This window comes from Amycolatopsis lexingtonensis (assembly GCF_014873755.1).
In the GTDB taxonomy this organism is placed as follows: Bacteria; Actinomycetota; Actinomycetes; order Mycobacteriales; family Pseudonocardiaceae; genus Amycolatopsis; species Amycolatopsis lexingtonensis.
The window spans coordinates 10,440,406-10,463,550 of the sequence record NZ_JADBEG010000001.1; the positions used below are offsets into that span (position 1 = coordinate 10,440,406).

Annotated in this window: 26 protein-coding genes; 16 read left to right on the forward strand and 10 right to left on the reverse strand. The window is 72.9% G+C overall.

Annotation, left to right across the window (positions count from 1 at the left end; all coding sequences use genetic code 11):
• Nucleotides 1–5: 5 nt before the first annotated feature.
• The 4 genes from H4696_RS48105 to H4696_RS48120 form a co-directional block, all read right to left on the reverse strand.
• Nucleotides 6–194: a hypothetical protein gene (locus H4696_RS48105; protein ID WP_086856595.1), complete on the reverse strand. Its 189-nt coding sequence runs from the start codon at nucleotides 192–194 to the stop codon at nucleotides 6–8.
• Nucleotides 191–595, reverse strand: a complete 405-nt coding sequence (locus H4696_RS48110; protein WP_086856594.1) for a hypothetical protein — start codon at nucleotides 593–595, stop codon at nucleotides 191–193. Before H4696_RS48110 ends, H4696_RS48105 begins: the two co-directional genes overlap by 4 nt.
• Before the next feature lie 62 nt (nucleotides 596–657).
• Nucleotides 658–2,349, reverse strand: a complete 1,692-nt coding sequence (locus H4696_RS48115) for a CocE/NonD family hydrolase (RefSeq protein WP_192782948.1) — start codon at nucleotides 2,347–2,349, stop codon at nucleotides 658–660.
• 10 nt (nucleotides 2,350–2,359) lie between these two features.
• Entirely contained in the window at nucleotides 2,360–2,893 is a 534-nt protein-coding gene (locus tag H4696_RS48120) for a TetR/AcrR family transcriptional regulator (RefSeq protein WP_086862945.1), read from the reverse strand.
• Nucleotides 2,894–2,916: 23 nt separating this feature from the next.
• Here H4696_RS48120 and H4696_RS48125 point away from each other — a divergent pair, with 23 nt between their 5' ends.
• From H4696_RS48125 to H4696_RS48145, 5 genes are all read left to right on the forward strand, one after another.
• A complete protein-coding gene (locus H4696_RS48125) occupies nucleotides 2,917–3,351 on the forward strand; it encodes an SRPBCC family protein (RefSeq protein ID WP_086862946.1) in 435 nt (144 codons plus the stop codon).
• Between the two features lie 66 nt (nucleotides 3,352–3,417).
• Nucleotides 3,418–3,993 (forward strand): TetR family transcriptional regulator, encoded by a 576-nt coding sequence (locus tag H4696_RS48130; protein ID WP_086862947.1) that lies wholly within the window; start codon nucleotides 3,418–3,420, stop codon nucleotides 3,991–3,993.
• Between the two features lie 40 nt (nucleotides 3,994–4,033).
• Nucleotides 4,034–4,408 carry a winged helix-turn-helix transcriptional regulator gene (locus tag H4696_RS48135; RefSeq protein WP_086862948.1) on the forward strand — a complete coding sequence of 125 codons (375 nt, stop codon included), beginning with the start codon at nucleotides 4,034–4,036 and terminating at the stop codon, nucleotides 4,406–4,408.
• Nucleotides 4,409–4,503: 95 nt separating this feature from the next.
• Nucleotides 4,504–5,220, forward strand: coding sequence for a M50 family metallopeptidase (locus H4696_RS48140; protein WP_225956024.1), 717 nt, complete (start codon nucleotides 4,504–4,506; stop codon nucleotides 5,218–5,220).
• 70 nt (nucleotides 5,221–5,290) lie between these two features.
• On the forward strand, nucleotides 5,291–6,490 hold the full coding sequence (locus tag H4696_RS48145; protein WP_086862949.1) for an HNH endonuclease signature motif containing protein: 1,200 nt from the start codon (nucleotides 5,291–5,293) through the stop codon (nucleotides 6,488–6,490).
• Here the strand turns inward: H4696_RS48145 and H4696_RS51595 are convergent.
• From H4696_RS51595 to H4696_RS48160, 4 genes are read right to left on the reverse strand one after another with little or no spacing between them, the layout of a single operon-like run.
• Entirely contained in the window at nucleotides 6,466–7,029 is a 564-nt protein-coding gene (locus H4696_RS51595; protein WP_420831549.1) for a transposase, read from the reverse strand. The two genes, H4696_RS48145 and H4696_RS51595, sit on opposite strands and share 25 nt — an antisense overlap.
• A gap of 40 nt (nucleotides 7,030–7,069) precedes the next feature.
• Nucleotides 7,070–7,477 carry a transposase gene (locus H4696_RS50595; RefSeq protein ID WP_211299760.1) on the reverse strand — a complete coding sequence of 136 codons (408 nt, stop codon included), beginning with the start codon at nucleotides 7,475–7,477 and terminating at the stop codon, nucleotides 7,070–7,072.
• Between the two features lie 33 nt (nucleotides 7,478–7,510).
• Nucleotides 7,511–8,161 carry a response regulator gene (locus tag H4696_RS48155; protein ID WP_086862950.1) on the reverse strand — a complete coding sequence of 217 codons (651 nt, stop codon included), beginning with the start codon at nucleotides 8,159–8,161 and terminating at the stop codon, nucleotides 7,511–7,513.
• A complete protein-coding gene (locus H4696_RS48160; RefSeq protein WP_086862951.1) occupies nucleotides 8,136–9,374 on the reverse strand; it encodes a sensor histidine kinase in 1,239 nt (412 codons plus the stop codon). Before H4696_RS48160 ends, H4696_RS48155 begins: the two co-directional genes overlap by 26 nt.
• A 167-nt stretch (nucleotides 9,375–9,541) precedes the next feature.
• On the opposite strand from H4696_RS48160, the gene H4696_RS48165 reads away from it, so the two are divergent.
• Complete coding sequence (locus H4696_RS48165; protein WP_086862952.1) at nucleotides 9,542–10,984, forward strand: ArnT family glycosyltransferase; 1,443 nt, start codon at nucleotides 9,542–9,544, stop codon at nucleotides 10,982–10,984.
• Nucleotides 10,985–10,995: 11 nt separating this feature from the next.
• Nucleotides 10,996–11,649 (forward strand): GOLPH3/VPS74 family protein, encoded by a 654-nt coding sequence (locus H4696_RS48170; RefSeq protein WP_086862953.1) that lies wholly within the window; start codon nucleotides 10,996–10,998, stop codon nucleotides 11,647–11,649.
• Nucleotides 11,650–11,788: 139 nt separating this feature from the next.
• Here the strand turns inward: H4696_RS48170 and H4696_RS48175 are convergent, their stop codons facing one another.
• The gene (locus H4696_RS48175) at nucleotides 11,789–12,385 is read right to left on the reverse strand and encodes a TetR/AcrR family transcriptional regulator (protein ID WP_249027123.1); all 597 of its coding nucleotides are present in this window, start codon (nucleotides 12,383–12,385) and stop codon (nucleotides 11,789–11,791) included.
• 91 nt (nucleotides 12,386–12,476) lie between these two features.
• Here H4696_RS48175 and H4696_RS48180 point away from each other — a divergent pair, with 91 nt between their 5' ends.
• The 5 genes from H4696_RS48180 (at nucleotide 12,477) to H4696_RS48200 (ending at nucleotide 16,947) form a co-directional block, all read left to right on the forward strand.
• A complete protein-coding gene (locus H4696_RS48180; RefSeq protein WP_086862955.1) occupies nucleotides 12,477–12,974 on the forward strand; it encodes a PH domain-containing protein in 498 nt (165 codons plus the stop codon).
• On the forward strand, nucleotides 12,971–14,419 hold the full coding sequence (locus H4696_RS48185) for a PH domain-containing protein (protein WP_086862956.1): 1,449 nt from the start codon (nucleotides 12,971–12,973) through the stop codon (nucleotides 14,417–14,419). The genes H4696_RS48180 and H4696_RS48185 overlap by 4 nt, the downstream gene beginning before the upstream one ends.
• Before the next feature lie 9 nt (nucleotides 14,420–14,428).
• Nucleotides 14,429–15,193: an isocitrate lyase/PEP mutase family protein gene (locus H4696_RS48190; protein ID WP_086862957.1), complete on the forward strand. Its 765-nt coding sequence runs from the start codon at nucleotides 14,429–14,431 to the stop codon at nucleotides 15,191–15,193.
• Nucleotides 15,194–15,224: 31 nt separating this feature from the next.
• Complete coding sequence (locus H4696_RS48195; protein ID WP_086862958.1) at nucleotides 15,225–16,238, forward strand: aminotransferase class V-fold PLP-dependent enzyme; 1,014 nt, start codon at nucleotides 15,225–15,227, stop codon at nucleotides 16,236–16,238.
• An 88-nt stretch (nucleotides 16,239–16,326) separates the two neighbouring features.
• The gene (locus H4696_RS48200; RefSeq protein WP_086862959.1) at nucleotides 16,327–16,947 is read left to right on the forward strand and encodes a hypothetical protein; all 621 of its coding nucleotides are present in this window, start codon (nucleotides 16,327–16,329) and stop codon (nucleotides 16,945–16,947) included.
• 62 nt (nucleotides 16,948–17,009) lie between these two features.
• On the opposite strand, the gene H4696_RS48205 is transcribed toward H4696_RS48200, so the two are convergent.
• Nucleotides 17,010–17,939 (reverse strand): ferritin-like domain-containing protein, encoded by a 930-nt coding sequence (locus H4696_RS48205; protein ID WP_086862960.1) that lies wholly within the window; start codon nucleotides 17,937–17,939, stop codon nucleotides 17,010–17,012.
• A 109-nt stretch (nucleotides 17,940–18,048) separates the two neighbouring features.
• On the opposite strand from H4696_RS48205, the gene rimP reads away from it, so the two are divergent.
• From rimP to infB, 4 genes are all read left to right on the forward strand, one after another.
• Entirely contained in the window at nucleotides 18,049–18,582 is a 534-nt protein-coding gene (rimP, locus tag H4696_RS48210; RefSeq protein WP_086865676.1) for a ribosome maturation factor RimP, read from the forward strand.
• On the forward strand, nucleotides 18,579–19,625 hold the full coding sequence (nusA, locus tag H4696_RS48215; protein ID WP_086865675.1) for a transcription termination factor NusA: 1,047 nt from the start codon (nucleotides 18,579–18,581) through the stop codon (nucleotides 19,623–19,625). Before rimP ends, nusA begins: the two co-directional genes overlap by 4 nt.
• A gap of 77 nt (nucleotides 19,626–19,702) precedes the next feature.
• On the forward strand, nucleotides 19,703–20,020 hold the full coding sequence (locus H4696_RS48220; RefSeq protein WP_125314588.1) for a YlxR family protein: 318 nt from the start codon (nucleotides 19,703–19,705) through the stop codon (nucleotides 20,018–20,020).
• A 78-nt stretch (nucleotides 20,021–20,098) separates the two neighbouring features.
• Nucleotides 20,099–23,092 (forward strand): translation initiation factor IF-2, encoded by a 2,994-nt coding sequence (infB, locus tag H4696_RS48225; RefSeq protein WP_192782949.1) that lies wholly within the window; start codon nucleotides 20,099–20,101, stop codon nucleotides 23,090–23,092.
• Nucleotides 23,093–23,145 lie beyond the last annotated feature (53 nt).

The window sequence follows — 23,145 nt, forward strand, 5'->3', positions numbered from 1 at the left end:
GCCGGTCAGGGCGTGCCATCGCTGTTCATGTCGGATTCGATGCCGTTCAGCGTCGACTCGACGCCGCTCAGCTCGGACGACGCGGGCGCGCTGCCGGAGTCCGGCGAGCCCATCAGGTTGTCGCGGCAGCCGGTGCAGCCGAGCGCGATGAGCGCGGCGGCCCCGACCGCTGCCGCGATCCTCGCGCCCCTCACTTGGCCGGCTTGCAGTGCGCGGACGCGAAGGCGTCCAGCTTCTGCTTGGCCGCGTCCAGCTCGCCGATCCGGCCCTGGCGCTTGGTCGCGCGCTGGTCGAGCTGGTCGGCGCGCTGGGTGTGGCCCTTGGCGCGCTGGTCGGCGGCCCGCGCCTTGAGGTTGGCGACCGAGCCGCTGATCTCGGCGCCGCCGGTGATCCGCTGCTTCAGGTTGTCGGCCTTCTTCTGCAGCTTCGGCACCCAGTCCGAACAGACCTGCTGCGACTCTTCGGGGCTGAGCGTGATCGGCGCGACCGGCGCCGGCGACGTCGTCTGGGCCGAGGCCAGCGGCGCCGCCACCAGCAGGCAGGCCGCGCTCCCGCAGCCCGCCAGTGCCAGCCGCGTCCAGGTGGTTCCTCGCATCGTTTCTCCTCGTCTCGGGTACGAGGAGAACTTTCGCGCGGCGGTGTTCGGGCGGCGTCCGCCTAGTGTTCGGGCTTTGTAAGGCCGAGGGTGACCGACGTCCGGGCGAGGTCGAACGTCAGCGTGTCGCCGAGCACCGGCAGGGCCGGGTCGAACAGCTGCCCGTCGGTGCCGCCGAGGAGCAGGCCGAGCCGGTGCCCGGCCGGGACCACGTGGTCGAGCGCGCTGAGGGTGAACGTCATCGAGTACGCCCGGCCGGGGACGAGCGGCTCGCCATGCCGCAGCGACGCGTGGTGCCCGAGGTCCGCCCAGCCCGCGGCGACGATCCGGTGGTCGACGCCCACCACGTCCGCGGCAGTGTCGAGGAAGCAGGCCGAATCGCCGGGCCGGCTCTCGCCCCAGCACGACGTCGTCGTCAGGTTCTTGGTCCCGCTGCCGTAGTTCGCGGTGTTGCGCACGTCGGCCGGGCCGTAGTCGACGAGCGCGACACCGAGCCGCGCGGCGGGCTTGTCGGACGACACGGTGACCGTCACCGAAGGCGACCCGGCGATCCGCACTGCGGCGGGCAGGGGAGCGCCGGTGAACCGCGCGGCCGACACCCCGGCCGCCCAGTCCTCGCGGCCCGCGGCGGGGTCGTCGACGACCGTGGCCGTGCCCGAGCCGCGGAGCGTCACCGGCGCGGTCGCGGGCGGCCAGCTCCGGACGTCGGTCCAGCGGTCGGGCGCGGTCTCGAGGTGAACGGCGGGCTCGTCTTCGACGCCGTTGCGGACGCCCTTCAGCCAGCGGTCGAACCAGCGGCCCAGCGTCGCCACCCATTCGGAACGCTGCAGGTCGAACGGGTCGACGTGCCCGGCCTGGCTCAGCCACGCCTTGCGCGGCGTGCCGGTCCGGCCGAGCGCGGCCCAGTAGGCGGCGAACTGGTTCGGCGCCACGACGCTGTCCCCGAACCCCTGCGCGATGAGCACGCTCGCCCGCACCGGCTTCGGCACGTAGTTCACGCTGCGCCAGTAGGCGTTGTAGTCGCCGTTCGTGCCCATGCGTTCCTTGAGGTCCGCTTCGAACGGCTGACACAGCCCGGCCGCGCGCTCGTTGTAGGTGAACGCCGAGCCGGTGTGCTCCGGCGTGGCCAGCGGCGCGCCGTTGGCGACGAGCTGGGCGTAGTTGTCGGCGACCCCTTCGATCGGCACGATCGTCTTCAGCCCGCGGATCCCGGACACGGCCATGCCGATCGCGGTGGCGCCGTCCTGGGACTTGCCGATCGCGCCGACGTCCCCGGTGGCCCATTCCGCCCGCACCGGACGGCCGCCCTCGGGTGCGTCGAAGGCCTTCGCCCGGCCGTTGAGCCAGTCCACGACGGCGTTGCCGCTTCCGACGTCGTCGAAGCAGCCCGACGAGCGGTTCGTCCCGCCGACGTCGGCGAGCACCACCGCGTACCCGCGCGGCACGAAGTAGTTGTCGTAGAAGAGCGGGAACTGCCGCGGGGTGCCGTCCGGGTCGTAGGTCTTCTTCTGCGCCTCGTTGCCCCGGCCGCAGCAGGCGTAGTACGGGCTGACGTCGAGGATCACCGGGACCCGCCCGCCGGTCGCCGGCCGGGCGATGTCCGCGGCGACGCGGTCGATCTTCCCGTCGTGGTCGTGGTCGGTGCCGGTTTCGACCCACGCCGTTTCGCGGACGGGCGGGCTTTCGGCCGCCGCCGCGGGCGTGAGCCCGGTCGTCACGAGCAGTGCGGCCGACATCCCCAGTAGCAGGCGCATCGCGCCAGTATCACGCGAGCTGTTCGTACCTCGCCAGGAATTGCGCCATCGCCGCGTCGACGGCTTCGCGGTCGCCGGTCGTGACGAGGTCGAGCAGCAGCCCGCGCGCGACGGCGAGGCCGAGCCGGGCGTGGGCGGCGCGGTCGGCTTCGGGGACGCCGTACTGCGCGAGCAGCGCCTCGATCGGGCCCAGCCAGTCGTCGATGACGCCGTCGAGCAGGCCGGTCGTGCCGGGCGTGCCGCCGAGGGCCTGGCCGTAGAGCTGGAAGAAGAGCCGTTCGTTGGCGCGCAGGTCGTCGTCGGTGAGCCGCCGCCAGAACTCCGCCGGGTCGAGGCCGGCGAGCGCCGCGCGCTGCCGGGCTTCGACCTCGCGCGCCACCGCTGTGAGCAGGCCTTCCTTCGAGCCGAAGTGGTAGATCAGCATGCGGTGGCTGGTGCCGAGGTCCGCCGCGAGCGCCCGCAGGCTCTTCTCCGTCCCGCCGTGGTGGGCGATGTGGTCGATCGCCGCGGCCAGGAGCCGGTCGCGCGGGCTTGTCTCGATCATGTACCAGATGGTACACGTACCAAATGGTACAAAGCATTTCCGTGCGCGGCCGGACGTCCGCGCCGCCCGACGCCGTGTACGCGCTCCTCCGCGACGGCGCGAGCTGGCCGGGGTGGTCGCCGCTGGGCTCGTTCGAGCTGGTCCGCGAAGGCGAGGGGGAGCCGGAAGGCCTCGGCGCGGTCCGGCTGTTCCGGACCGGCGGCGTCAAGTCGTACGAGAAGATCGTCGCGCTGGAGCCGGGCCGCCGGTTCGGCTACGCGCTGGACCACGGCCTGCCGCTGCGGGACTACGTCGCCTACGTGGATCTTTCGCCGCGCGACGGCGGCACCGAGATCCACTGGCACTCGACGTTCACGGCCAAGATCCCGGGCACGGGCTGGTTCTACCGCCGGTTCCTCGAGCGCTTCATCGGGCGGGTCGTGGCGGGGCTGGTCGAGGCGGCGCCGGTGGCCCCATAAGGTGGGCGCATGTCAGCGCCACGACGGGGATCGACCGGCCGCACGCAGGAAGAGCGCAGCGCGGCGATGCGCGTCCGGCTGCTCGACGCGACGATCGACTGCCTCGTCGAGTACGGCTACGCGGGCACGACGACCACCCGCGTGGCCGACCGCGCCGGCGTCACCCGCGGCGCGCAGGTGCACCACTTCCCGACCAAGGCCGACCTGGTGACGTCGGCGATCCGGCACCTGGCGGCCAAGCGCACCGAGGTCGCGATGGCCGAGCTCGACCGGCTCCGCGCGTCCAGCGACCCGGTCGGCGACGCGCTGCAGCTGATGTGGGAGATGCACCAGGGCCCGGTGTTCTCGGCGACGGTGGAGCTGTGGGTGGCCTCGCGCACGGACCCCGAGCTGCGCGGCCAGATGGCCGTGGTCGAGCCGATCGCGACGTCCAGCCTTGTCGAGTTCGGCAAGGCTCTGCTGCCGGAGCACGCCGAGCACCACGAGTTCCTGCACGCGGTGTACACGGCGATGGACGTCGTGCGCGGCATCCTCATCGCCAGCTGGGCCACGAAGGACCAGGAAGAGCTGGAGGCCCGCTGGGTCCGCGCGCGCCACCACCTGCGCATCCTGTTCACTGCGCTGATGGCCCCCACCGGCTGAAACGCGTGTTACTCTCTCCGGGAGAGTGAGGAGACGCGCCGTGTGGCAGCCCGACCCGTACGACCGCAACTGCCCGACCCGCCAGCTGCTCGACCGCATCGGCGACCAGTGGACCGTGCTCATCGTGGGCGCGCTGAAGGACGGCCCGCTCCGGTTCACCGAGATCGGCCGCCGCGTGGACGGGATCTCGCAGAAGGTCCTCACCCAGACGCTGCGCAGCCTGGTCCGCGACGGCATCCTCACCCGCACGGCGTACGCGACGATCCCGCCGAAGGTGGAGTACGAGCTGACTGCGCTGGGGCGCAACCTGTCGGAGCCGCTGGAGATGCTGGACCGGTGGGCGCGGGTGCACATGTCTTCGGTGCAGGACGCACGTGACGCGTACGACGCGGAGCACACGCCCGCGTCGGCGTAGGGAACCGGACAGCTCCTGGACAATCGCCGGAGGCCCTCCCCTCCGGCCCCGGATTCGGCGAAACTGGGCGGAAAACGGCTCCGGGGAGGGATTCCATGGCGTCCGCCTTCGCCGTGCTCAACGAGACCGTGCCCGCGCCCGGCTGGGCACTCGTGGGCACGACCGCGGTGTTCGCCGGCGCGGTGTCGGCGACGTCGTTCGCGCTCATGACCACCGGAACGCGGCTGCTCTTGAACCGCGTGAACGTGCTCGGCACCCTCTTCCACGAGGGCGGCCACGCGCTCGTGAGCATCCTGACCGGCGGCGGGGTCTTCCGCATCGAAATCACCGGCGCGGAGTCAGGCATCACCCGGCACTGGAACCCGTCGCCGTTCGCGGGTGTCCTCGCCACCGCCGCTGGCTACGCGATGCCGCCACTGGCCGGCCTCGGCGCGGCGGCGTTGCTGCACTGCGGCCTCGTACCGGCGGTGCTGGCCCTGACCGCGGTCGCGATGCTGTTCATCCTGCTGTTCACCCGCGACGTGATCACCGGCGTGGCGGTCGTCGCGGTGGGCGCGATCGTGTTCTGCGCGCTGCGCTGGGCACCGGACTGGTTGAAGAACGGCATCGCGTACGCGGAAGCGTGGCTGCTGCTGACCAGCGAGCTCGGCGGGTTGGGAGCACTGGTCGCGAACCGGTTTCACGGTGTGGCGGGTGACGACGCTTCCTCGCTCGCTGAACGGACCGGGATTCCCGGCTTCGTCTGGATCATCGCCTGGTTCGCCCTCATCGGCTGGGCGGTCTGGCACGCCGTCCCGATGCTGTGGCCTTAAAGGGTCCACCTGATCGTGTGATGAACACATGTTCGTATGCCGGTAATCTTGTTGTGTGGACAGAGAAGCGATGTGGCAAGCGGACGCGGAGGCCTTGGCCGACCGCATCGTTTCGCTGCTCACCGCGGTGCGGTCCGCCGAAGCGGAAATCGGTGCTCTGCTGGTGGAAATCGAATCCCGAGGTGTCCAGGAGTTATTCGGATACCGATCTGCCGCGCGTCTTTACGAACACCTCGCCGACGTCCCGCACGCCGCTGCTACGCGCACCGTTGCACGCGCTCAGGCTCTGCACCCCAGCCACGCTCTCGACGCCGTCCCGGCCGTCGCTCCGGCCACCGGTGTCGTCGCGCTGTCCGGTCGGTTGAGTACCTCGATGATCGACACCATCATCGAGGCCGTCTCCCGCATCCCCGTCGAGCACCGCGACTCGGCCGAGGCGGACCTGCTGGCCTTCGCCGCCGGCGGCGACCACAAACAAGTCGCCGCGCTCGGCGCCCGGATCCTGGCCCACCTCGACCCCGACGGCGCCGAACCCGAGGACACCGAACCCGCCGCTCCTGTCCGGGAACTCTCGTTGCGCCGGAAGCGCACGGGTATTTGGGAGTTGTCGGGCCGCTTCGACGACGAAACCGGTACCCGCGCCAGCGCCCTGCTCGACGCGTTCGCCGAACGCCGCGGCGCCGACGACCTTCGCTCTCCACAAGAACGTTACGGCGACGCCTTCTCCGACGCAGTCGACCTCGCGTTGAACTCGCCAGAGCTACCGACGCAGGCCGGTGAACGCGCCCACGTCCTGGTCGCGGTCTCGCTGGCGGACCTGCGATCCGGTCTCGGCCACGCAACTCTCGGCGACACCGGGCTGATCTCGGCCGCCGAGGCCCGCGTCCACGCGTGCGACTGCAAGCTGATCCCTGCTGTCCTCGGCTCCGCCAGTGAACCCCTCGACTTGGGCCGAGCCCGCCGCCTGATCTCGCCGGGCCTGCGCCGCGCCCTGTTCCTGCGCGACCGCGGCTGCGCGTTCCCCGGCTGCCACCGCCCACCCCGCCACTGCCAGGGCCACCACATCCACCACTGGTCCGAGGGCGGCCTCACCGACCTGGCCAACCTGGTCCTGCTCTGCGGCCACCACCACCGACTCCTGCACCGCTCCGGCTGGCAAGTCCGCATCGCCACCGACGGCCACCCGGAGTTCCTACCGCCACGGTTCCTGGACAAACGCCGAAAACCCAGGCGCAACAACCTGCATCAGCCGCTGCCATTCGCAGCCTGAACACGGGATAGGCCCGCAGCCACTGGCTCCGGGCCTATACCCACGTACTCACCTGCGTGGGCAACCAAAGCCGCCGTCCCAGGGCGTGTCTGACAATGCTTTAGTCCAGGTGACCACGGCATGCAGGACGACCGCCGACCTGTAGACGATGGCGAGCTTGTCGTTGCGAGTTGCCAGGCCGCGCCATTGTTTGCGCAGGTTGAACCGGTGTTCGACGACGTTGCGCCCACGTGGTCCACCGCGTCGAAGGCAGGTGGGCGACCGCCGCGGGAACCGCGGCGTTTGCGATGCCCCGCCTGATCGGCTGGCTCGGGGATCACCGCAGCGATGCCGCGCGTCCGCAAAAGTCGGCGGATCGCCCTCGAAGAATAGGCCTTGTCGCCGCGGACGCGGACGGGCCGGGTGCGGGCCCGACCGCGCCCCGTTCGGCGGATCCGCAAGTGCCGCATCAAGTGAGGAATTATCGGTGCGTCCCCGGCCTGGCCGGGCCCGACCAGAGTGACCAGTGGCCGGCCGTTGCCGTCGACGAGATGGTGCACCTTGATGCCCCAGTCGCCGCGGGAGCGGCCGATCGCGTGATCAGGTGGCTCGGTCAGCAGATCCGTGTAGTTCGACCCAGCCCCCCTGTGGGACGAGTGATGTCGTGGCGTACTGATGCGCCCGGGCGATCGTGGAATCAACCGACACCGACCAGTCCACCAGGCCTGCGGCGTCTGCTTCAGTGAGCAGGCGTTGCAGCACGGTGTCCCAGGTGCCGTCGCCGGCTATGCGGCGATGCCAGGTCCAGATCGTCTGCCACGGACCGAACACCGAGGGCACGTCCCGCCACGCGATCCCGCACCGATACCGGTAGATGGTCCCCTCGACCATCGCGCGTGCATTCGAGAAGGGCCTGACTCGCTTACCGGTGCGGATCGGCAGCAGGTCCTCGATCGATGCCCATTGATCGTCTGAGAGCAGCTCAAACCGCGACACGACCAGCAGCATCCCAGCGACCAACCGGAACTTTGGACATCACACCTAGCGGGCCACCAGCCCCGCCTCGTGGGCCAGCAACCCCGCCTGTGTCCGGTTCGCGCACTCCAGCTTCACGAGCATCCGCGACACATAGCTCTTCACCGTCGCCTCGGCCAGGTGCAGCCGGCCCGCGATGTCCGCATTGGATAGTCCTTCACCCAAGCACGCCAAGACATCCCGCTCCCGCTCGGTGAGCCCCGCGGTCCGGCGCCGCGCGTCCTCCCCGCGTTCGCGACCATCCGAAGACAGCGCCACCAACCGCCGTGCCGCGGACGGCGAGAGCACCGTGTGGCCGTCGGCCGCCACGCGGACCAAGCCGATCAGGTCCTCCGGCGGGGTCGACTTGACCAGGAAGCCCGCCGCTCCGGCGCGCAGGGCGCGGATGACGTAGGTGTCCGCGTCGAACGTCGTCAGCGCGACCACCGCCGGCGGGTCCGGCATGGCCGTGATCCGGGCGATCGCCGTCAGGCCGTCCACGCCCGGCATGCGCAGGTCCATCAGGACCACGCGCGGGCGGTGCCGGACCACGGCCTCGACCGCTTCGGCGCCGTCGGCCGCCTGGGCGACGACGTCGATGTCGCCCGCCGAGCCCAGGATCGTGCGCAGGTGTGCGCACACCATCGGCTCGTCATCGACCACGAGCACCGGGATCACAGTGCGTGCCTTCCGCCGTCGGTACGTAAGCGGGCAGTATCGCACCGACCCGGAACCCGCCGCCGGGTGCCGGACCCGCGTCGAAGCGGCCGCCGACCAGCTCGACGCGCTGGCGCAGGCCCGCCAGCCCGGCGCCGGAGCCGCTGCCGGCCAGCGCCGGGTCGGGCGGGCCCGCCGCGGCCGTGTTGCCGACCGAGACGTCCAGCCCGTCGTCGCGGTAGCGCAGGGAAACCGTCGCCGACGCGCCCGGCGCGTGCTTGCGCACGTTCGTCAGCGCCTCCTGGACCAGCCGGTACGCCGTGCGCGCGACGGTCGGGGACACCCGCGCCGGGTCGCCGTCCACCACCAGCTCCGTCGCCACCCCGACCGACCGGGACTCCTCGACCAGCCGCGCCGGGTCGCCGGGCTCGGTCGGGCTGAGCGTCCGCGCGGCCCCGACCTCGGTGCCGTTGCGCAGCACGCCGACCAGGTCGCGCAGCTCGTCGAGCGCTTGGGCGCCCTCACGGCGGATGTCCTCGGCCGCCGTCCGCACGGCAGGCTCGGCCGACGTCACGCCGAGCGCGCCGGCGTGCAGCACCATCAGGCTGAGCCGGTGCGTGACGACGTCGTGCATCTCGCCCGCGAGCCGCCGCCGTTCCTCCGCGCGGGCCTGCTCGGCGAGCAGGTGCTGTTCCCGCTCGGCCCGTTCCGCGCGGTCGCGCAACGACTGCAGCAGCTGGCGCCGCGCCTCGAAGTACAGCGAAACCAGCGCGGGCAGCGCCGTGCTGAGCAGCCCGAACGGCGTGACCGCCCAGCTCGGCGTCCACGGCCGTGCGGCCACGACGGCCAGGATCCCGGTGACCCACAGCACGGTCCGCCGGTCCAGCACGCGCGCCGCCTGCGAAAGGATCACCGGCGTGATCGTCGGGACGGTCAGCAGCGCGAGCGGCTGGAGCGGCACGAGCAGGCCGGGCGCGAAGACGTCGGACGCGAGCATCGCGAACGCGGCCGCGGTGACGAAGGCGCACACCTGGACCGGGAACCGGAACAGCAGCACCAGGGTGAAGTCGCAGACCACCTGCAGCACCAGGCCGGCCGCCGGGCCGAGCGAGCCCGTCGTCCGGTCACCAAGCGTGAAGAAGAGCGCGTTCATGCCGGCGAACGCGAACGCGGCGACGAACAGCCAGCAGGCGTCGGAGCGGCTCGGCCACAGCGGCCGCCGGGCGGTGGTCACGCGGTCACGGTAATCGGCGGGCGTGCTCGCCGCGCCCGGATCGCAACCAAAGTTGCACCCCACGCCGGGTGCCCGCAACGTTCGTCGCCGCGATCACCACCCTCGTCCGGTTTCGCCGGGGCCCGCCGAACCGGTGGACTGGGCTCACCGAAGCGAGGGGGAGAAAGGTGACTGTCCTGACACGACCGAAGACGGCGTTCGCCACCGGCCCGGTGCTCGCCGTCGCCGGCCTGGCCGGGCTCGCGCTGCTGCTGACCAGCGGGCGCTACGCCGGCGGGTTCGACGAGCTGTACTTCCTGGTGGCCGGTCGAGATCACCTGGACTGGGGGTATTTCGACCAGCCACCGCTCATCCCGGCGCTGGCGGCGGCGATCGACTGGCTCGCGCCGGGGTCGCTCGTCGCGCTGCGGGTGCCGATGACGTTGGCCGCGGCCGCCGGGGTGGTCGTCACGGCGCTGATCGCGCGGGAGTTCGGCGGCGGCCGCGGCGCCCAGGTGCTGGCGGCGGGCTGTTACGCGACCTCCGGCATCGTCGTCGCGAGCCACTGGCTGGCCACGTACGTGCTCGACCCGTTCCTCTGGACGGTCGTCACCTGGCTGCTGGTCCGCTGGACCCGCACGCGCCGCGACGGCCTGCTCGTGTGGGCCGGGGTCGTGACGGCGGTGTCGCTGGAGACGAAGTTCCTGATCCCCGCGTTGTGGGCGGCGGTGCTGCTCGCCGCGCTGTGGCTGGGACCGCGGGAGCTGCTCACCCGGCCGAAGCTGTGGCTGGGGGCGGCGATCGCCGTCGTGGCCACGCTGCCGACGCTGGTCTGGCAGGCCGCGCACGGCTGGCCGTACACCCACATGAGTGACGTCGTCGCGGCGGAATTCCCCGGCTACGGCGGCTTCGCGCGAGACGCGCTCCTCGGCGCGGGGGTCGGCGTGGGCGTGCTCGCGCTGCTGTACGGGATGTGGCGGCTGCTGCGGTCGCCGGAGCTGCGGCCGTACCGGTACCTCGGTGTCGCGGCGCTCGTGGTGGCGGCGGCCGTGCTGGTGCTGCACGGGCGGGCGAACTACGTCATGGGGCTGTACGCGGTGCCGTTCGCGGCCGCGGCGACCGAGCTGACCCGGCGGAACCTGGTCCGCTGGTGGAAAGCCGTGGTGTGGCCGGTGTTCGTGCTGTCGGCCGTCGTCACGCTCGCCGCGCTGCCGGTGTGGCCGGCGACGGCGCGGACGTCGTACGGGCCGTTCCTGCTCGGCAGCACGTTCGCGCAGGGGGAGCTGCCGCAGCAGGAGCTGGCGAAGGCGATCGGGCAGGCGTACGCGGCGCTGCCGGCCGACGTCCGGGCGCGGACGGCGGTGTACTCCGAGATCTACCCGTTCGCGGCGGTGACGGAGTTCTACGGGCCGCCGTACGGCATCCGGCGTGTCTACAGTGGACACCGCGGGTACTGGTACTTCGGCCCGCCGCCGGAGTCGGCGGACGCGGTGCTGTTCGCGGGCTTCGACCCCGGGCTGCTGCGGCCGTACTTCGCGCACGAAACGACGGTGGTCGACGGGCTGCTGTGGCACTACGACGGCCGGACGGCGCCGTGGCGGGACATCTGGCCCGCGCTGAAGCGGCAGTGAGGAGAACGACGATGCTTTCCCTGCCCGCACGGGCGTACCTGCTCGCCTGCGACACCCGGCGCGACCGGCTGCCGGACCGCGAGCGCGTGGCGCTGCTGGTCCGCGCGGCGGCGCTGACCGACCTGGTGCTGCGCGGCCTGGTCACCGACGCCGACGGCCGCCCGGTCGTCACCGGCGCCGGCGGCACCGGGCACCTGGTGCTCGACGACCTGCTGGCCGAGCTGGCGGCGGACCCGCACCGCAAGTGGCGCGCGAGGGTCCGCCGCGGCGCCCGCGGCACGCTCGAATCGCTGGAAGCCCAGCTCGGCGCGGCGGGCACGATCTCGCTGCGGACGACTCGTGTGCTGGGGCTGTTCCCGCGCCGCCGCCCGGTGGTCCGCGACCGCGCCGAGGCGGCCGCGCTCCACGACGAGGTGGCGTCGGCGCTGCGGAGTACCGACCGGGTACCGCCGGGCATCGCGGCGCTGACGGCCCTGGCCGCGGCGGCGGAGCTGGGTGCGGTCCTCCCGCGCGCGGACCGGCGGCGGTACAAGGCCCGGATCACGCAGCTGGAGGACCAGGCGGGCGCGGCGGTTCCGGCGCTGCGCAAGGTGATCCGGGAGGTGAACGCGGCCCGCACGGCCGCGATCTCGGCAGCGTCAGGCGGCGGTGGGGGTGGTGGCTGAGAGGGGTGCCGCGGCGGTTTCGGTGCTGTGCATGGTTGTCCGCCGTGCCGCCACACCAAAGACGGCGGAGCGGGCGTCCTCCACGGCGCTTCCGCTCCGCGGTCCCGGTGAGCCGGGGAGCCGAGGGGGCTCGCCGGTCTCAGCCGGTGAACAGCCGGCCGAGGTAGTAGTCCACTGTGGCCACTGCCTCGGCCGGTGTCCGGTGCCCCATCAGGATTTCCGAGCCCTGCGAATCCGCGAGCGCCCACAGGATCGCCGCCTCGGCCGCCGGGTCGGCCGAGGCCGGGACGGTGCCCGCTTCCTGGGCCTGGCGGATCTGGTCGGCGAAGAACGCCAGCAGTTCCGGCATGCCCTCGCCGAACACCTTCGCCATCGCGGGGTCGGCGACGGCCCGGATGAAGTACGCGACGCCGATCAGGAAGTCGCCTTCGCTGTCGGGGTCGCGCGGCAGGATCTCGACCAGGCACGCGCGCAGGATCGACCGCGGGGTCGGCGGTCCCTCGGCGAGCACCTTCGCCGTGATCCGCTCGCTGCGCAGCTTGTGCCGGTGCTCCAGGGCGAACCGCAGCATTTCGTCCTTGGTCTTGAAGTAGTGCTGCACCGACCCCATGGACATGCCCGCTTCGGCGGCGACGTGCCGCAGGCTGACGCCTTCCAGCCCGGCTCTCGTGGTCAGCCGCTGCAGTGCTTCGGCGATCTGCACCCGGCGCTGCTCGTGGTCCACCTGCTTCGGCACGTCCGCTCCCGTTGTCATGCGATCGCATTGCGAAGACCCCGCCTTCGCCGTTACGATGCGATCGCATTGTAAAACAACTTCGGGGGGAACCATGCCAGACGGTGTCGTGCGGCTGAGGCCGCCGCGCAACGCGCTCGATCGCCGGGCGATCGCCTGGTGGCGCACGCAGGGGGCACTCGTGTTCGGCCCGGCCGTGCTCGTCCTCGCGGCGCTCGCCGCACTGATCCCGCCGGCCGCGTTCTGGCTGCTGGTCCCGGCCGCCGTGGTCGCGGTGCTCGGCGTGGCCTGGTGCGCCGTCCTGCCGGTGTGGTGGTTCGGCCTGCACCGCTGGGAGGTCACCGGCACCGCGGTCTACGTGCGCTCGGGCTTTCTCTGGCAGGAGTGGCGGGTGGCGCCGCTCTCGCGCGTCCAGACCGTCGACACGCTGCGCGGGCCGTTGCAACAACGCTTCGGGCTCGCCACGGTCACCGTCACGACGGCGTCGGCGCGCGGCGCGGTCAAGCTCCGCGGCCTCGACGCCGGAGTCGCGGCGGACGTCGCCGAGCGGCTGACCGAGCGCACCGAGGCCACGCCCGGGGACGCGACGTGACCGGCTGGCACCGGCTCGACCGGCGCACCCTCGTCGTCACCGCGCTCGTCGCGGCCGGGATCGCGGTCTCGGCGGGAGTTCCGATCGCGATCGGGACGCGATCACTGTGGCTCGTCCCGGCGGCGGTCCTGTTCGTCGGCGCCGGCGTGCTCGCCGACTTCGTCCGCTGGCGGGCCACCCGGTACCGCCTCACGGCCGAGCGCCTGGAGCTCGAGTTCCGGTTCCTCGCCCACACGCGCAAGTCCTTGCCGCGCGAGCGGATCCGCACCGTCGACCTGACGGCCAACCCGCTGCACCGCGCGTTCGGCGTCGCGGTGCTGACCATCGGCACCGGGCAGCAGGAGGAAATCGCGCTCGCCCCGCTGGCCCGGGCGGACGCCGAAGCCCTGCGCACCGAACTGCTGCACCGCGTCCCGCCCGCCGAGCGCACCGACGGTCCGCTCGCGAGCCTCGACAAGCGCTGGATCCGGTACGCGCCGGTGTCGTTCGTCGCGCCCGCGCTCGGCCTGTCCGCGTTCGGCGGGCTGTACAAGGTCGCGGACTGGTTCGGTGCCGGTGGCGGACTGCTGAAGTGGCTGCTCGACCGCTTCGGCGACGTCCCGCTGGTCGCGAGCATCCTGCTTCTGCTGGTCCTCGCGATCGTGCTCGGCGTGGCCGGGGCCGCCGGCCTGTTCGTCGAAATGTGGTGGCACTACCGGCTGGACCGCGAACCCGGCGGCACCCTGCGCGTCCGCCGCGGCCTGCTGACGACCCGGTCGATCACGATCGAGGAGCGGCGCCTGCGCGGGGTCGAGCTCGTCGAGCCGCTCGGGGCCCGGCTCGCCGGCGCCGCCCGCGTCGACGCCATCGCCACCGGCATGAAGCGCGACGACGGCAAGACCGAAGCCAAGACGCTGCTGCCCGCGGCGCCGCGCGTGGTGGCCGTGGACGTGGCCGCGCAGGTGGTGGGGGAGCCCGTCGCGGACGTCGAACTGGTGCCGCACCCGCCGGCCGCCCGGGGACGGCGGCTGCGCTGGGCCCTGCTGACCGCGCTGGCGCCGGTCGTGGTCCTGCTGGTGCTCGGCGTGCTGCTCACCGACGTCCTGCTCGTGCTGGGCGCGGCCCTCGCCGTCGTCGCGCTGCCGGTGGCGGTCCTGCTGGCCCGGGACGCCTACCGCGGCCTCGGGCACGGCGTGCGCGGCCGCTACCTGGTCGTGCGCGCGGGCACGGTCCGGCGCGGCACGGCCGTCCTGGCGCGGGACGGGGTGATCGGCTGGACGGTGAAGCAGTCGGTGTTCCAGCGCCGCCGCGGGCTCGCGACCTTCACCGCGACCACGGCGGCGGGCACCGGCGCCTACTCGATCCTGGACGCCGACGCCGTCGAAGGGCTCGAGTTCGCTTCGGCGGCCGTGCCCGGCATCCTGGCGCCGTTCGCTTCGGCGCCCGCCGAAGCGTCGCGGACCTAGGTTCGGGGCATGGACGAATTCCGTGCCCTGCACGTCCCCGGGGCCCCGCTGCTGCTGCCGAACGCGTGGGAGTTCGGCGTCGGCGCCTTCCTCGCCGCGCAGGGCTTCCGCGCGCTCGGCACGACGAGCCTCGGCGTGTCCGCGGCGGTGGGGGAGCCGGACGGCGCGCCGTCGTCGCGGGCCGCGACCGTCGCGCTGGCCGCCCGCCTCACCCGGCTGGACGCGCTGGTCAGCGTCGACATCGCCGACGGGTTCAGCGCGGACCCGGCCGCGGTCGCCGACCTCGTCGAGGAACTGGCCGGATCCGGCGTCGCCGGCGTCAACCTCGAAGACGGCCGCGCCGACGGCTCGCTGGCCGCGGTCGACGTCCAGTGCGCGCTGGTCACGGCCGTCAAGGAGCGGGTGCCGGGGCTGTTCGTCAACGCGCGGACCGACACGCACTGGGCCGGCGACCGCTCGATCGCCGAAGCCGAACGGCGGGTGCGGGCGTACGCGGCGGCGGGCGCGGACGGCGTATTCGTGCCCGGCCTCGCCGAGCCCGCGGACGTCGAGCGGATCGTCGCCGCGGGCCTCCCGCTCAACCTGCTCTTCCTGCCGGGGAAGGTCACCGTGGCAGGTCTGGCGGAGCTGGGCGTGGCGCGGATCAGCCTCGGCTCGCTGCCGTATCGGATGGCCCTCGCGGCCGCCGCCGAAACCGCGCTGGCCGTGCGCGACGGCCGTGACCTGCCGCTGAGCCCGCCCTCCTACGCCGACGTCGTCGCCTTCCTGCCCTAAACGGCTTGCCCCGGTCTGCTTGAGTCGGGGTATGCGCGCCTTCGGAACCGACTTCGCCGTCCCCGCCGGATACCTGAACACGCCCAGCGTGGGCATTCCGCCCGCGCCGGTGGCCGAAGCCGTGGCGGAGTCGGTCGAACGGTGGCGGACCGGCGCGACCCGGCCGGGCGAGTTCGACCCGTACGTCGCCCGCTCGCGGGCCGGGTTCGCGCGGCTGCTCGGCGTCGACCCCGGGCGGGTCGCGATCGGCGCGTCGGCCTCGCAGCTCGTCGCCAACGTCGCCGCGGCGCTGCCCGCGGGTACCCGCGTCCTGGCCGCCGAGGGCGACTTCACCAGCGTCACGTTCCCCTTCGCGGCGAACCCGGGCGTCACGGTGACGGAAGTGCCGCTGGAGCTGCTCCCGGAGCGCGTCGAAGGGCACGACGTCGTCGCGGTGAGCGTCGTCCAGTCCGCCGACGGCCGGATCGTGGACCTGCCGGCCCTGCGCGCGGCCGCCGAAGCCGCCGGTGCGGCGGTGCTGCTGGACGCCACCCAGGCGGCGGGCTGGCTGCCGCTGGACATCGCCTGGGCCGGCTGGGTGGTCGCGGCGGGCTACAAGTGGCTGCTCTCGCCGCGCGGCTGCGCGTGGCTGTACGTCCACCCGGACGTGCACGAGCGCACCCGGCCGGTCGCGGCGAACTGGTACGCGGGGGAGGACCCGTGGGCGACCGTCTACGGCCTCCCGCTGCGCGTGGCCGGTGACGCGCGGGCGTTCGACCTCTCGCCGGTGTGGCTCGCCCACGTCGGCGCCGCGGCGGCGCTGGAGTACCTCGATCGGGTGGACTTGGCCCAGGTGCGCGCGCACAACACCGGGCTGGCCGACGCGCTGCTGGAGAAGCTGGGGCTGCCCCCGCGCGGCACCGCGATCGTGGCGCTCGACGCCGATCCCCAGCGAGTGGCGGCGGCCGGCATCGCGTCGAGCGTCCGCGGCGGCCGGGTGCGGGTCGGCTTCCACCTCTACAACACCGCTGACGACGTCGAACGCGTTTTACGCGCATTCGAGTGAACGCCGCCACGGCGGTGAACTACCGTATGTCCCCGTGGTTGGTGCTCGTTTCACCCCAGGCCCGTCCGACACGGCCCCGCTGGGCGCGGTGCCCCCGCAGCCCCGCCCGCCCGCGCCGGGCCCACCGGCGCGCGACACCCGGTCCCTGCTGCTCAAGGGCGCCGGGCTGGTCGCGATCGCCGTCGTCGCCGGGCTGCTGTGGTTCCTGATCCGGCACGACTCGACCCCGGACCAGCCGGTCGCGCAGCCGCCGTCGCAGAGTTCGGGGGCCTACCAGTTCACCAAGGTCGCCGGCCCGGCGCGCGCGGACGACTGCCCGGCGAACTCCTACGGCAAGACCAAGGAGTTCTTCGCGGACAACCCGTGCCAGTCACTGGTCCGCGCGCTGTACACGACCGAGACCGGCGGGCAGAAGGCCTTGGTGTCGGTGGTCGTGGTGGGGATGCCGGACTCGTCGAAGGCGAAGGCGCTCAAGGCGCTCACCGACCAGGACAACACCGGCAACGTGACGGACCTGGTCCGCGACAAGACGTTCGCCGGTACCGGCACCCCGAGCCTGACCGGCAAGAACTCCGCGTACGCCTCGAAGGTCGACGGCACGGACACGACGATCGTGCTCGCCGACTTCTACGAGAAGCACACGGACAAGGCCCTGATCGAGAAGATCGCCGACGACGCCCTGCGCCTGTCGGCGGACCTCCACTCCTGACCGAAGTCCGTGAAGGCCTCCTTAACGGGCACAAACGCCGGTAAGGAGGCCTTCACGGCGTTTCAGCCGGCCTGGCCCGGCATCGCGATCGCCGTCGGCTTCTCGCCCGCCTCGGCGCGCCAGGGGGTGCCGCGGCGGGACGCGGCGACCAGCGCGTGCAGCGCCGTCGTCCGCAGGCCCGCGTCGTCGGTGTGGTTCACCACCGCCAGCCACGCCGACGCGCAGTCGGCCTCGGCCGTCGCGACGACCAGGGAAGCCGACTTCGCGTCCGTCACCGGGTTCTTCGGCACGTACGCGGCTTCGGGCGCGACGGGCGTCGCCCCCGACGCCGCCAGCGTCGTCTGCAGGAAGTCCCGGCGCAGGGCGTGTTCCGCGGCGCCGCTCTTCTCGCCTTCGCCGAAGTCGGCCGGCAGGAACGCGCCGACCAGCCCGTACACCCAGACGGCGGCGTGCTCGGCGGCCAGCGCGGTCTGCAGCGGGTCCACCGCCTCCGCGGGCACGGCGCCCCCGGGTGCGGCGCCCACCTTCGGCGCGTCCTCGCCCGGGCCCAGCGCGGGGTCGATGCGCTGCAGCGCGGCGCAGCCCGCCGCCACCGCCGCGACCAGCCCGGCGCGGTAGCGCGGCAGCCCGCCGACGAGGTCTTCGGCCTGCTTGCGCGCGGCCGCCAGCCGGTCCTTGAGATCGCCCAGCGCCGCCGGGGCCGGCGGGGCGGGCGACGACGAAGGTTTCGGCCGGTTCAAGCGGTCCACTTCGGACTTGAGCGCGGCCGCGTGCGCCGCGCGGGCGGCCGCGAGCTGACTCGCGGCGTCCTCGCCCTTGGCGAGCGCCCGCGCGGCGGAGGCGTCCGCGTCGGCGGCGGCCAGCAGCGGCTGCAGCGGGTCGGGGCTTTCGTCGTAGCCGGGCCCGCAGGCGGCGAGCGGGACGGCCAGCGCGGCCAGCGCCCCCGCGCGGAGGGCGGCACGACGGGTCAGGTCGGTCGGTCTTCCGGTCACGTCGGCCCATCCTGCCAGGCCCCCGGCCGCCCCCGCCGCTCGCGCGGCCCGAGCGGGCGACCGGATAAGCTGGTCCACCACCGACCCGCGTAACCAAGGAGAGCCCCACGTGCCAGGAGAACTCGCCAGCCGGCTCCAGCCGATAGTGGCCGAAGCCGTCACCGCCGCGGGTTTCGACCTCGACTCGTTCGAGGTGCAACAGGCCGGCCGGCGGCAGCTGGTCAAGGTCGTCGTCGACGCCGACGACGGGGTCGGGCTGGACGAGGTGGCCGAGGTCAGCCGCAAGGTCTCGGCGGCGCTCGACGAGAACGACCACGTGCTCGCGAGTGCCTACACGCTGGAGGTCACCTCGCCGGGTCTCGACCGTCCACTCACCCAGGCCCGCCACTGGCGGCGCGCGCGGTACCGGCTGGTGAAGGTCACCCCGGCCGACGGCACGGCCTTCATCGGCCGGGTCGGTCACGCGGGCGAGGACGCCGCCCGCGTCCTCGAAGGCGGCAAGCTCCGCGACGTCCGCTACGCCGACGTGGCGAAGGCGGTCGTGGAGATCGAGTTCAAGCAGCCGCCCGCCGAGGACCTGAAACTGCTCGAAGACGACGCGTCCGGCATCATCGCGGCCGAGACGGAGAAGGGGTCGAAGTGAACGTCGACATCGCCGCGCTGCGGGCGATCGAACGGGACAAGGACATCCCCTTCGAAACGGTGATCGAGGCCATCGAGACGGCCTTGCTCACCGCGTACAAGCACACCGAGGGCCACCAGCCGCACGCCCGCATCGACATCGACCGCAAGACGGGACTGGTGCGCGTGCTCGCGCACACGCTGACCCACGACGGCCAGGTCGACGAAGAGTGGGACGACACCCCCGAGGGCTTCGGCCGGATCGCCGCCACCACCGCGCGCCAGGTCATCCTGCAGCGGCTGCGCGACGCCGAGCACGAGAAGACGTTCGGCGAGTTCTCCACCAAGGAGGGCGAGATCATCGCCGGGGTGATCCAGCGCGACGCCCGCGCCAACGCCCGCGGCATGGTCGTGGTCCAGGTGGGTGACACCGAGGGCGTGCTGCCCTCCGGCGAGCAGGTCGCCGGGGAGTCCTACGAGCACGGCAGCCGGATCAAGGCGTACGTGCTCACCGTGTCGCGCAGCAACCGCGGCCCGCAGATCACGCTCTCGCGTTCGCACCCCAACCTGGTGCGCAAGCTGTTCGCGCTCGAGGTGCCGGAGATCGCCGACGGGACCGTCGAGATCGCCGCCGTCGCGCGCGAACCGGGGCACCGCACCAAGATCGCGGTCAAGTCCACCGTGCCGGGCGTCAACGCCAAGGGCGCCTGCATCGGCCCGGTCGGCGCGCGCGTGCGCAACGTGATGAGCGAGCTGGCCGGCGAGAAGATCGACATCATCGACTTCTCCGACGACCCGGCCCGCTTCGTCGGGAATGCGCTGTCGCCGGCCAAGGTTGTTTCGGTACGAGTCGTGGACGAGCGGGCGAAGACCGCCCGCGTCGTGGTGCCGGACTTCCAGCTGTCGCTGGCGATCGGCAAGGAGGGCCAGAACGCCCGCCTCGCCGCCCGCCTGACCGGCTGGCGGATCGACATCCGCAGCGACGCCGCACCGGCCGACGACGAGGGTGATCAAGACCACGCCGGTCCGACGCGGCCCGCCGCGACAACCGGTTCGGCTGAGTGAAGGTCGAAGCGCTAGACTCAGGAGTGGTTCAAAGCCCGCGGCGGGTAGCCGAGCACCAGCCCCACCGGAATTTCCCGGTGCGGACTTGTGTCGGCTGCAAGCGGCGGGCATTGATCGGTGAGCTGCTGCGCGTGGTCGCGGTGGCCGGGCGGGTGGTCGTCGACGGACGTCGGCGGCTGCCGGGCCGGGGGGCTTGGCTGCACCCCGACCCGGACTGCCTGGCCAAGGCCGAACGGCGGCGGGCCTTCCCCAGAGCCCTGCGGGCGACGGGGGCGCTCGACGCCCGCGAGGTCCGCGAGCACGTCGGGCTCACCACGACGCACCACGAACCCGGGACGTCCCCGGGGTCGCGAGGAACCAAGGAAGCAGGTCGACCCGTCATGAGTCAGCCGTGAAGCTGAAGCCATGAGCGTCAGACAATAAGGACGAGGTCAGCGGGTTTTCCGCCTGGCCTCCCCTAGATGAGGAGAGTTGTGCCAGGCAAGGCCCGCGTACACGAGCTCGCGAAAGAGCTCGGCATCACCAGCAAGGACGTTCTCGCGAAGTTGAAGGAACAGGGCGAGTTCGTCAAGTCCGCGTCATCCACGGTCGAGGCGCCCGTCGCCCGCCGTCTCCGCGACGCGTACGCCCCCAAGGGCGCCAAGAAGCCCACCCCCGGCCCGTCGGCTCGCCCCGGCCCGCCGGCCGCCAAGCCCGGTGCGCCCGCCGCCCCGAAGCCCCCCGCGCCTGCCCAGCAGGCTCCGGCGGCCAAGGCGGCACCCGCTCCGGCCGCGCCGGCTCCGGCCGCGCCCCAGCAGCAGGCGCCCGCCGCCTCGAAGCCGGCCACCCCGGGGCAGCGCCCCGGCCCGCGGCCCGGCCCCCGGCCGGCGACGCCCGCACCCCAGCAGCAGGTCCCGGCCGCGAAAGCCGAAGCTCCTGCCGCGCCCAAGCAGGACACCCCGGCCGCGCCCGCACAGGGCGGCACCGGCTCGGTCGTCCCGCCGAAGCCGCAGGGCCCCAAGCCCGGCGGTCCCAAGCCCGGCCCGCGCACCCCGCGCGTCGGCAACAACCCGTTCGGCGTCGGTTCCGGCGCCCCGGCTCCGCGTCCGCAGGCCCCGCGCCCCGGTGGCGGGCAGGGTGGCGACAACCGCCCGCCGCGTCCCGGTGGCGGCCAGGGCGGCGGTGACCGTCCGGCCCCGCGGCCCGGCGGCGGCGCCGGTGGCAACCGGCCGAGCCCGGGCAACATGCCCCCGCGGCCGAACCCCGGCATGATGCCGGGCCGCACGCAGCGTCCCGCCGGTCCCGGTGGCGGCGCCCGCGGTGGCCCCGGCGGCGGTGCCCGTGGCGGCCCCGGTGGCGGCGGCGGTCGTCCCGGTGGCGGCGGCGGCGGTTTCCGCGGTGGTCCCGGTGGCGGTGGCGGTGGCGGTGGCTTCCGCGGTGGTCCCGGTGGCGGCGGCGGTGGCGGCGGTTTCCGTCCCGGCGGCGGCACGGGTGCCCCGGCCGGCGGTGGCGGTGGCTTCCGCGGTGGCGGCGGCGGTCGTGGCGGCCCCGGTGGCCGTGGCGGTACCGCGGGTGCCTTCGGGCGTCCCGGTGGTCCCTCGCGCAAGGGCCGCAAGTCGAAGCGGCAGAAGCGCCAGGAGTACATGGACAACATGCAGGCGCCCAGCGTCGGCGGCGTCCGCCTGCCCAAGGGGCAGGGCGAGACGATCCGGCTGCCGCGGGGTGCTTCGCTGACCGACTTCGCCGAGAAGATCGACGCCAACCCGGCTTCGCTGGTGCAGGTGCTCTTCCACCTCGGCGAGATGGTCACCGCGACGCAGTCCGTGTCGGACGACATCCTCGAGCTGCTCGGCGGCGAAATGAACTACACGGTTCAGGTCGTCAGCCCCGAGGAAGAAGACCGCGAGCTGCTGGAGACCTTCGACATCACCTACGGCGACGACGCCGGTGGCGAAGAGGATCTGCAGGTCAGGCCGCCGGTCGTGACCATCATGGGTCACGTCGACCACGGTAAGACCCGCCTGCTCGACACGATCCGGAAGACGAAGGTCCGCGAGAGCGAGGCCGGCGGCATCACGCAGCACATCGGTGCGTACCAGATCGAGACCGAGCTCGAGGGCAACCCGCGTCTGATCACCTTCATCGACACCCCGGGTCACGAGGCGTTCACCGCCATGCGTGCCCGTGGTGCCAACTCGACCGACATCGCGGTGATCGTGGTGGCGGCCGACGACGGTGTGATGCCGCAGACGGTCGAGGCGATCAACCACGCGCAGGCCGCCAAGGCCCCGATCGTGGTCGCGATCAACAAGATCGACAAGGAAGGCGCGAACCCGGACAAGATCCGGCAGCAGCTGACCGAGTACGGCCTGGTCGCCGAGGAGTACGGCGGCGACACGATGTTCGTCGAGATCTCCGCGCGGCAGAACATCAACATCGACGGCCTGCTCGAGGCGATCCTGCTGACCGCCGACGCCGCTCTGGACCTCCGGGCCAACCCGGACATGGAGGCCCAGGGTGTCGCGATCGAGGCGCACCTCGACCGCGGCCGCGGCCCGGTGGCCACCGTCCTGGTCCAGCGCGGCACGCTGCGCGTCGGTGACTCGGTCGTGGCGGGTGACGCCTACGGCCGCGTCCGCCGGATGGTCGACGAGCACAACGTCGACGTCACCGAGGCGCTGCCGTCGCGGCCCGTCCAGGTCATCGGGTTCACCTCGGTGCCGGGTGCGGGTGACACCTTCCTGGTGGTCGACGAGGACCGCGTCGCCCGGCAGATCGCCGAGCGCCGTGCCGCCCGTACGCGCAACGCGCTCAACGCGTCGCGCCGCAAGCGGGTCAGCCTCGAGGACCTCGACTCCGCCTTGAAGGAGACGAACAGCCTCAACCTGATCATCAAGGGTGACAACTCGGGTACCGTCGAGGCCCTCGAAGCCTCGCTGCTCCAGCTGGACGTCGGCGACGAGGTCGAGCTGAATGTGGTCCACCGCGGTGTCGGTGGCGTGACCGAGTCGGACATCGACCTGGCGACCGCGTCCGACGCGATCGTCCTCGGGTTCAACGTCCGCGCCCAGGGCAAGGCGACCGAGCGGGCCACCCGCGAGGGCGTCGACGTCCGGTACTACACGGTCATCTACCAGGCGATCGACGAGATCGAGCAGGCCCTCAAGGGCATGCTCAAGCCGGAGTACGAAGAGGTCGAGCTGGGCCGCGCGGAGGTTCGCGAGGTCTTCAAGTCCTCCAAGATCGGCACGATCGCGGGTTGCCTGGTCATGTCCGGCGAGATCCGGCGCAACGCCCGGGCCCGTCTGCTCCGCGACGGCACCGTCGTGGCGGAGAACCTGCCGATCAGCTCGCTGCGGCGGTTCAAGGACGACGTGGTCGAGGTCCGCGAGGGCTACGAGTGCGGTCTGACCCTCGGTTCGTACGGCGACCTCAAGGTCGGCGACCAGATCGAGACCTACGAGCAGCGCGAGAAGCCGCGGGCGTAATCGCTCGGGGGCCGGGTGCGTGCGGGAAGTCCCGCACGCACCCGGCCCGTCCC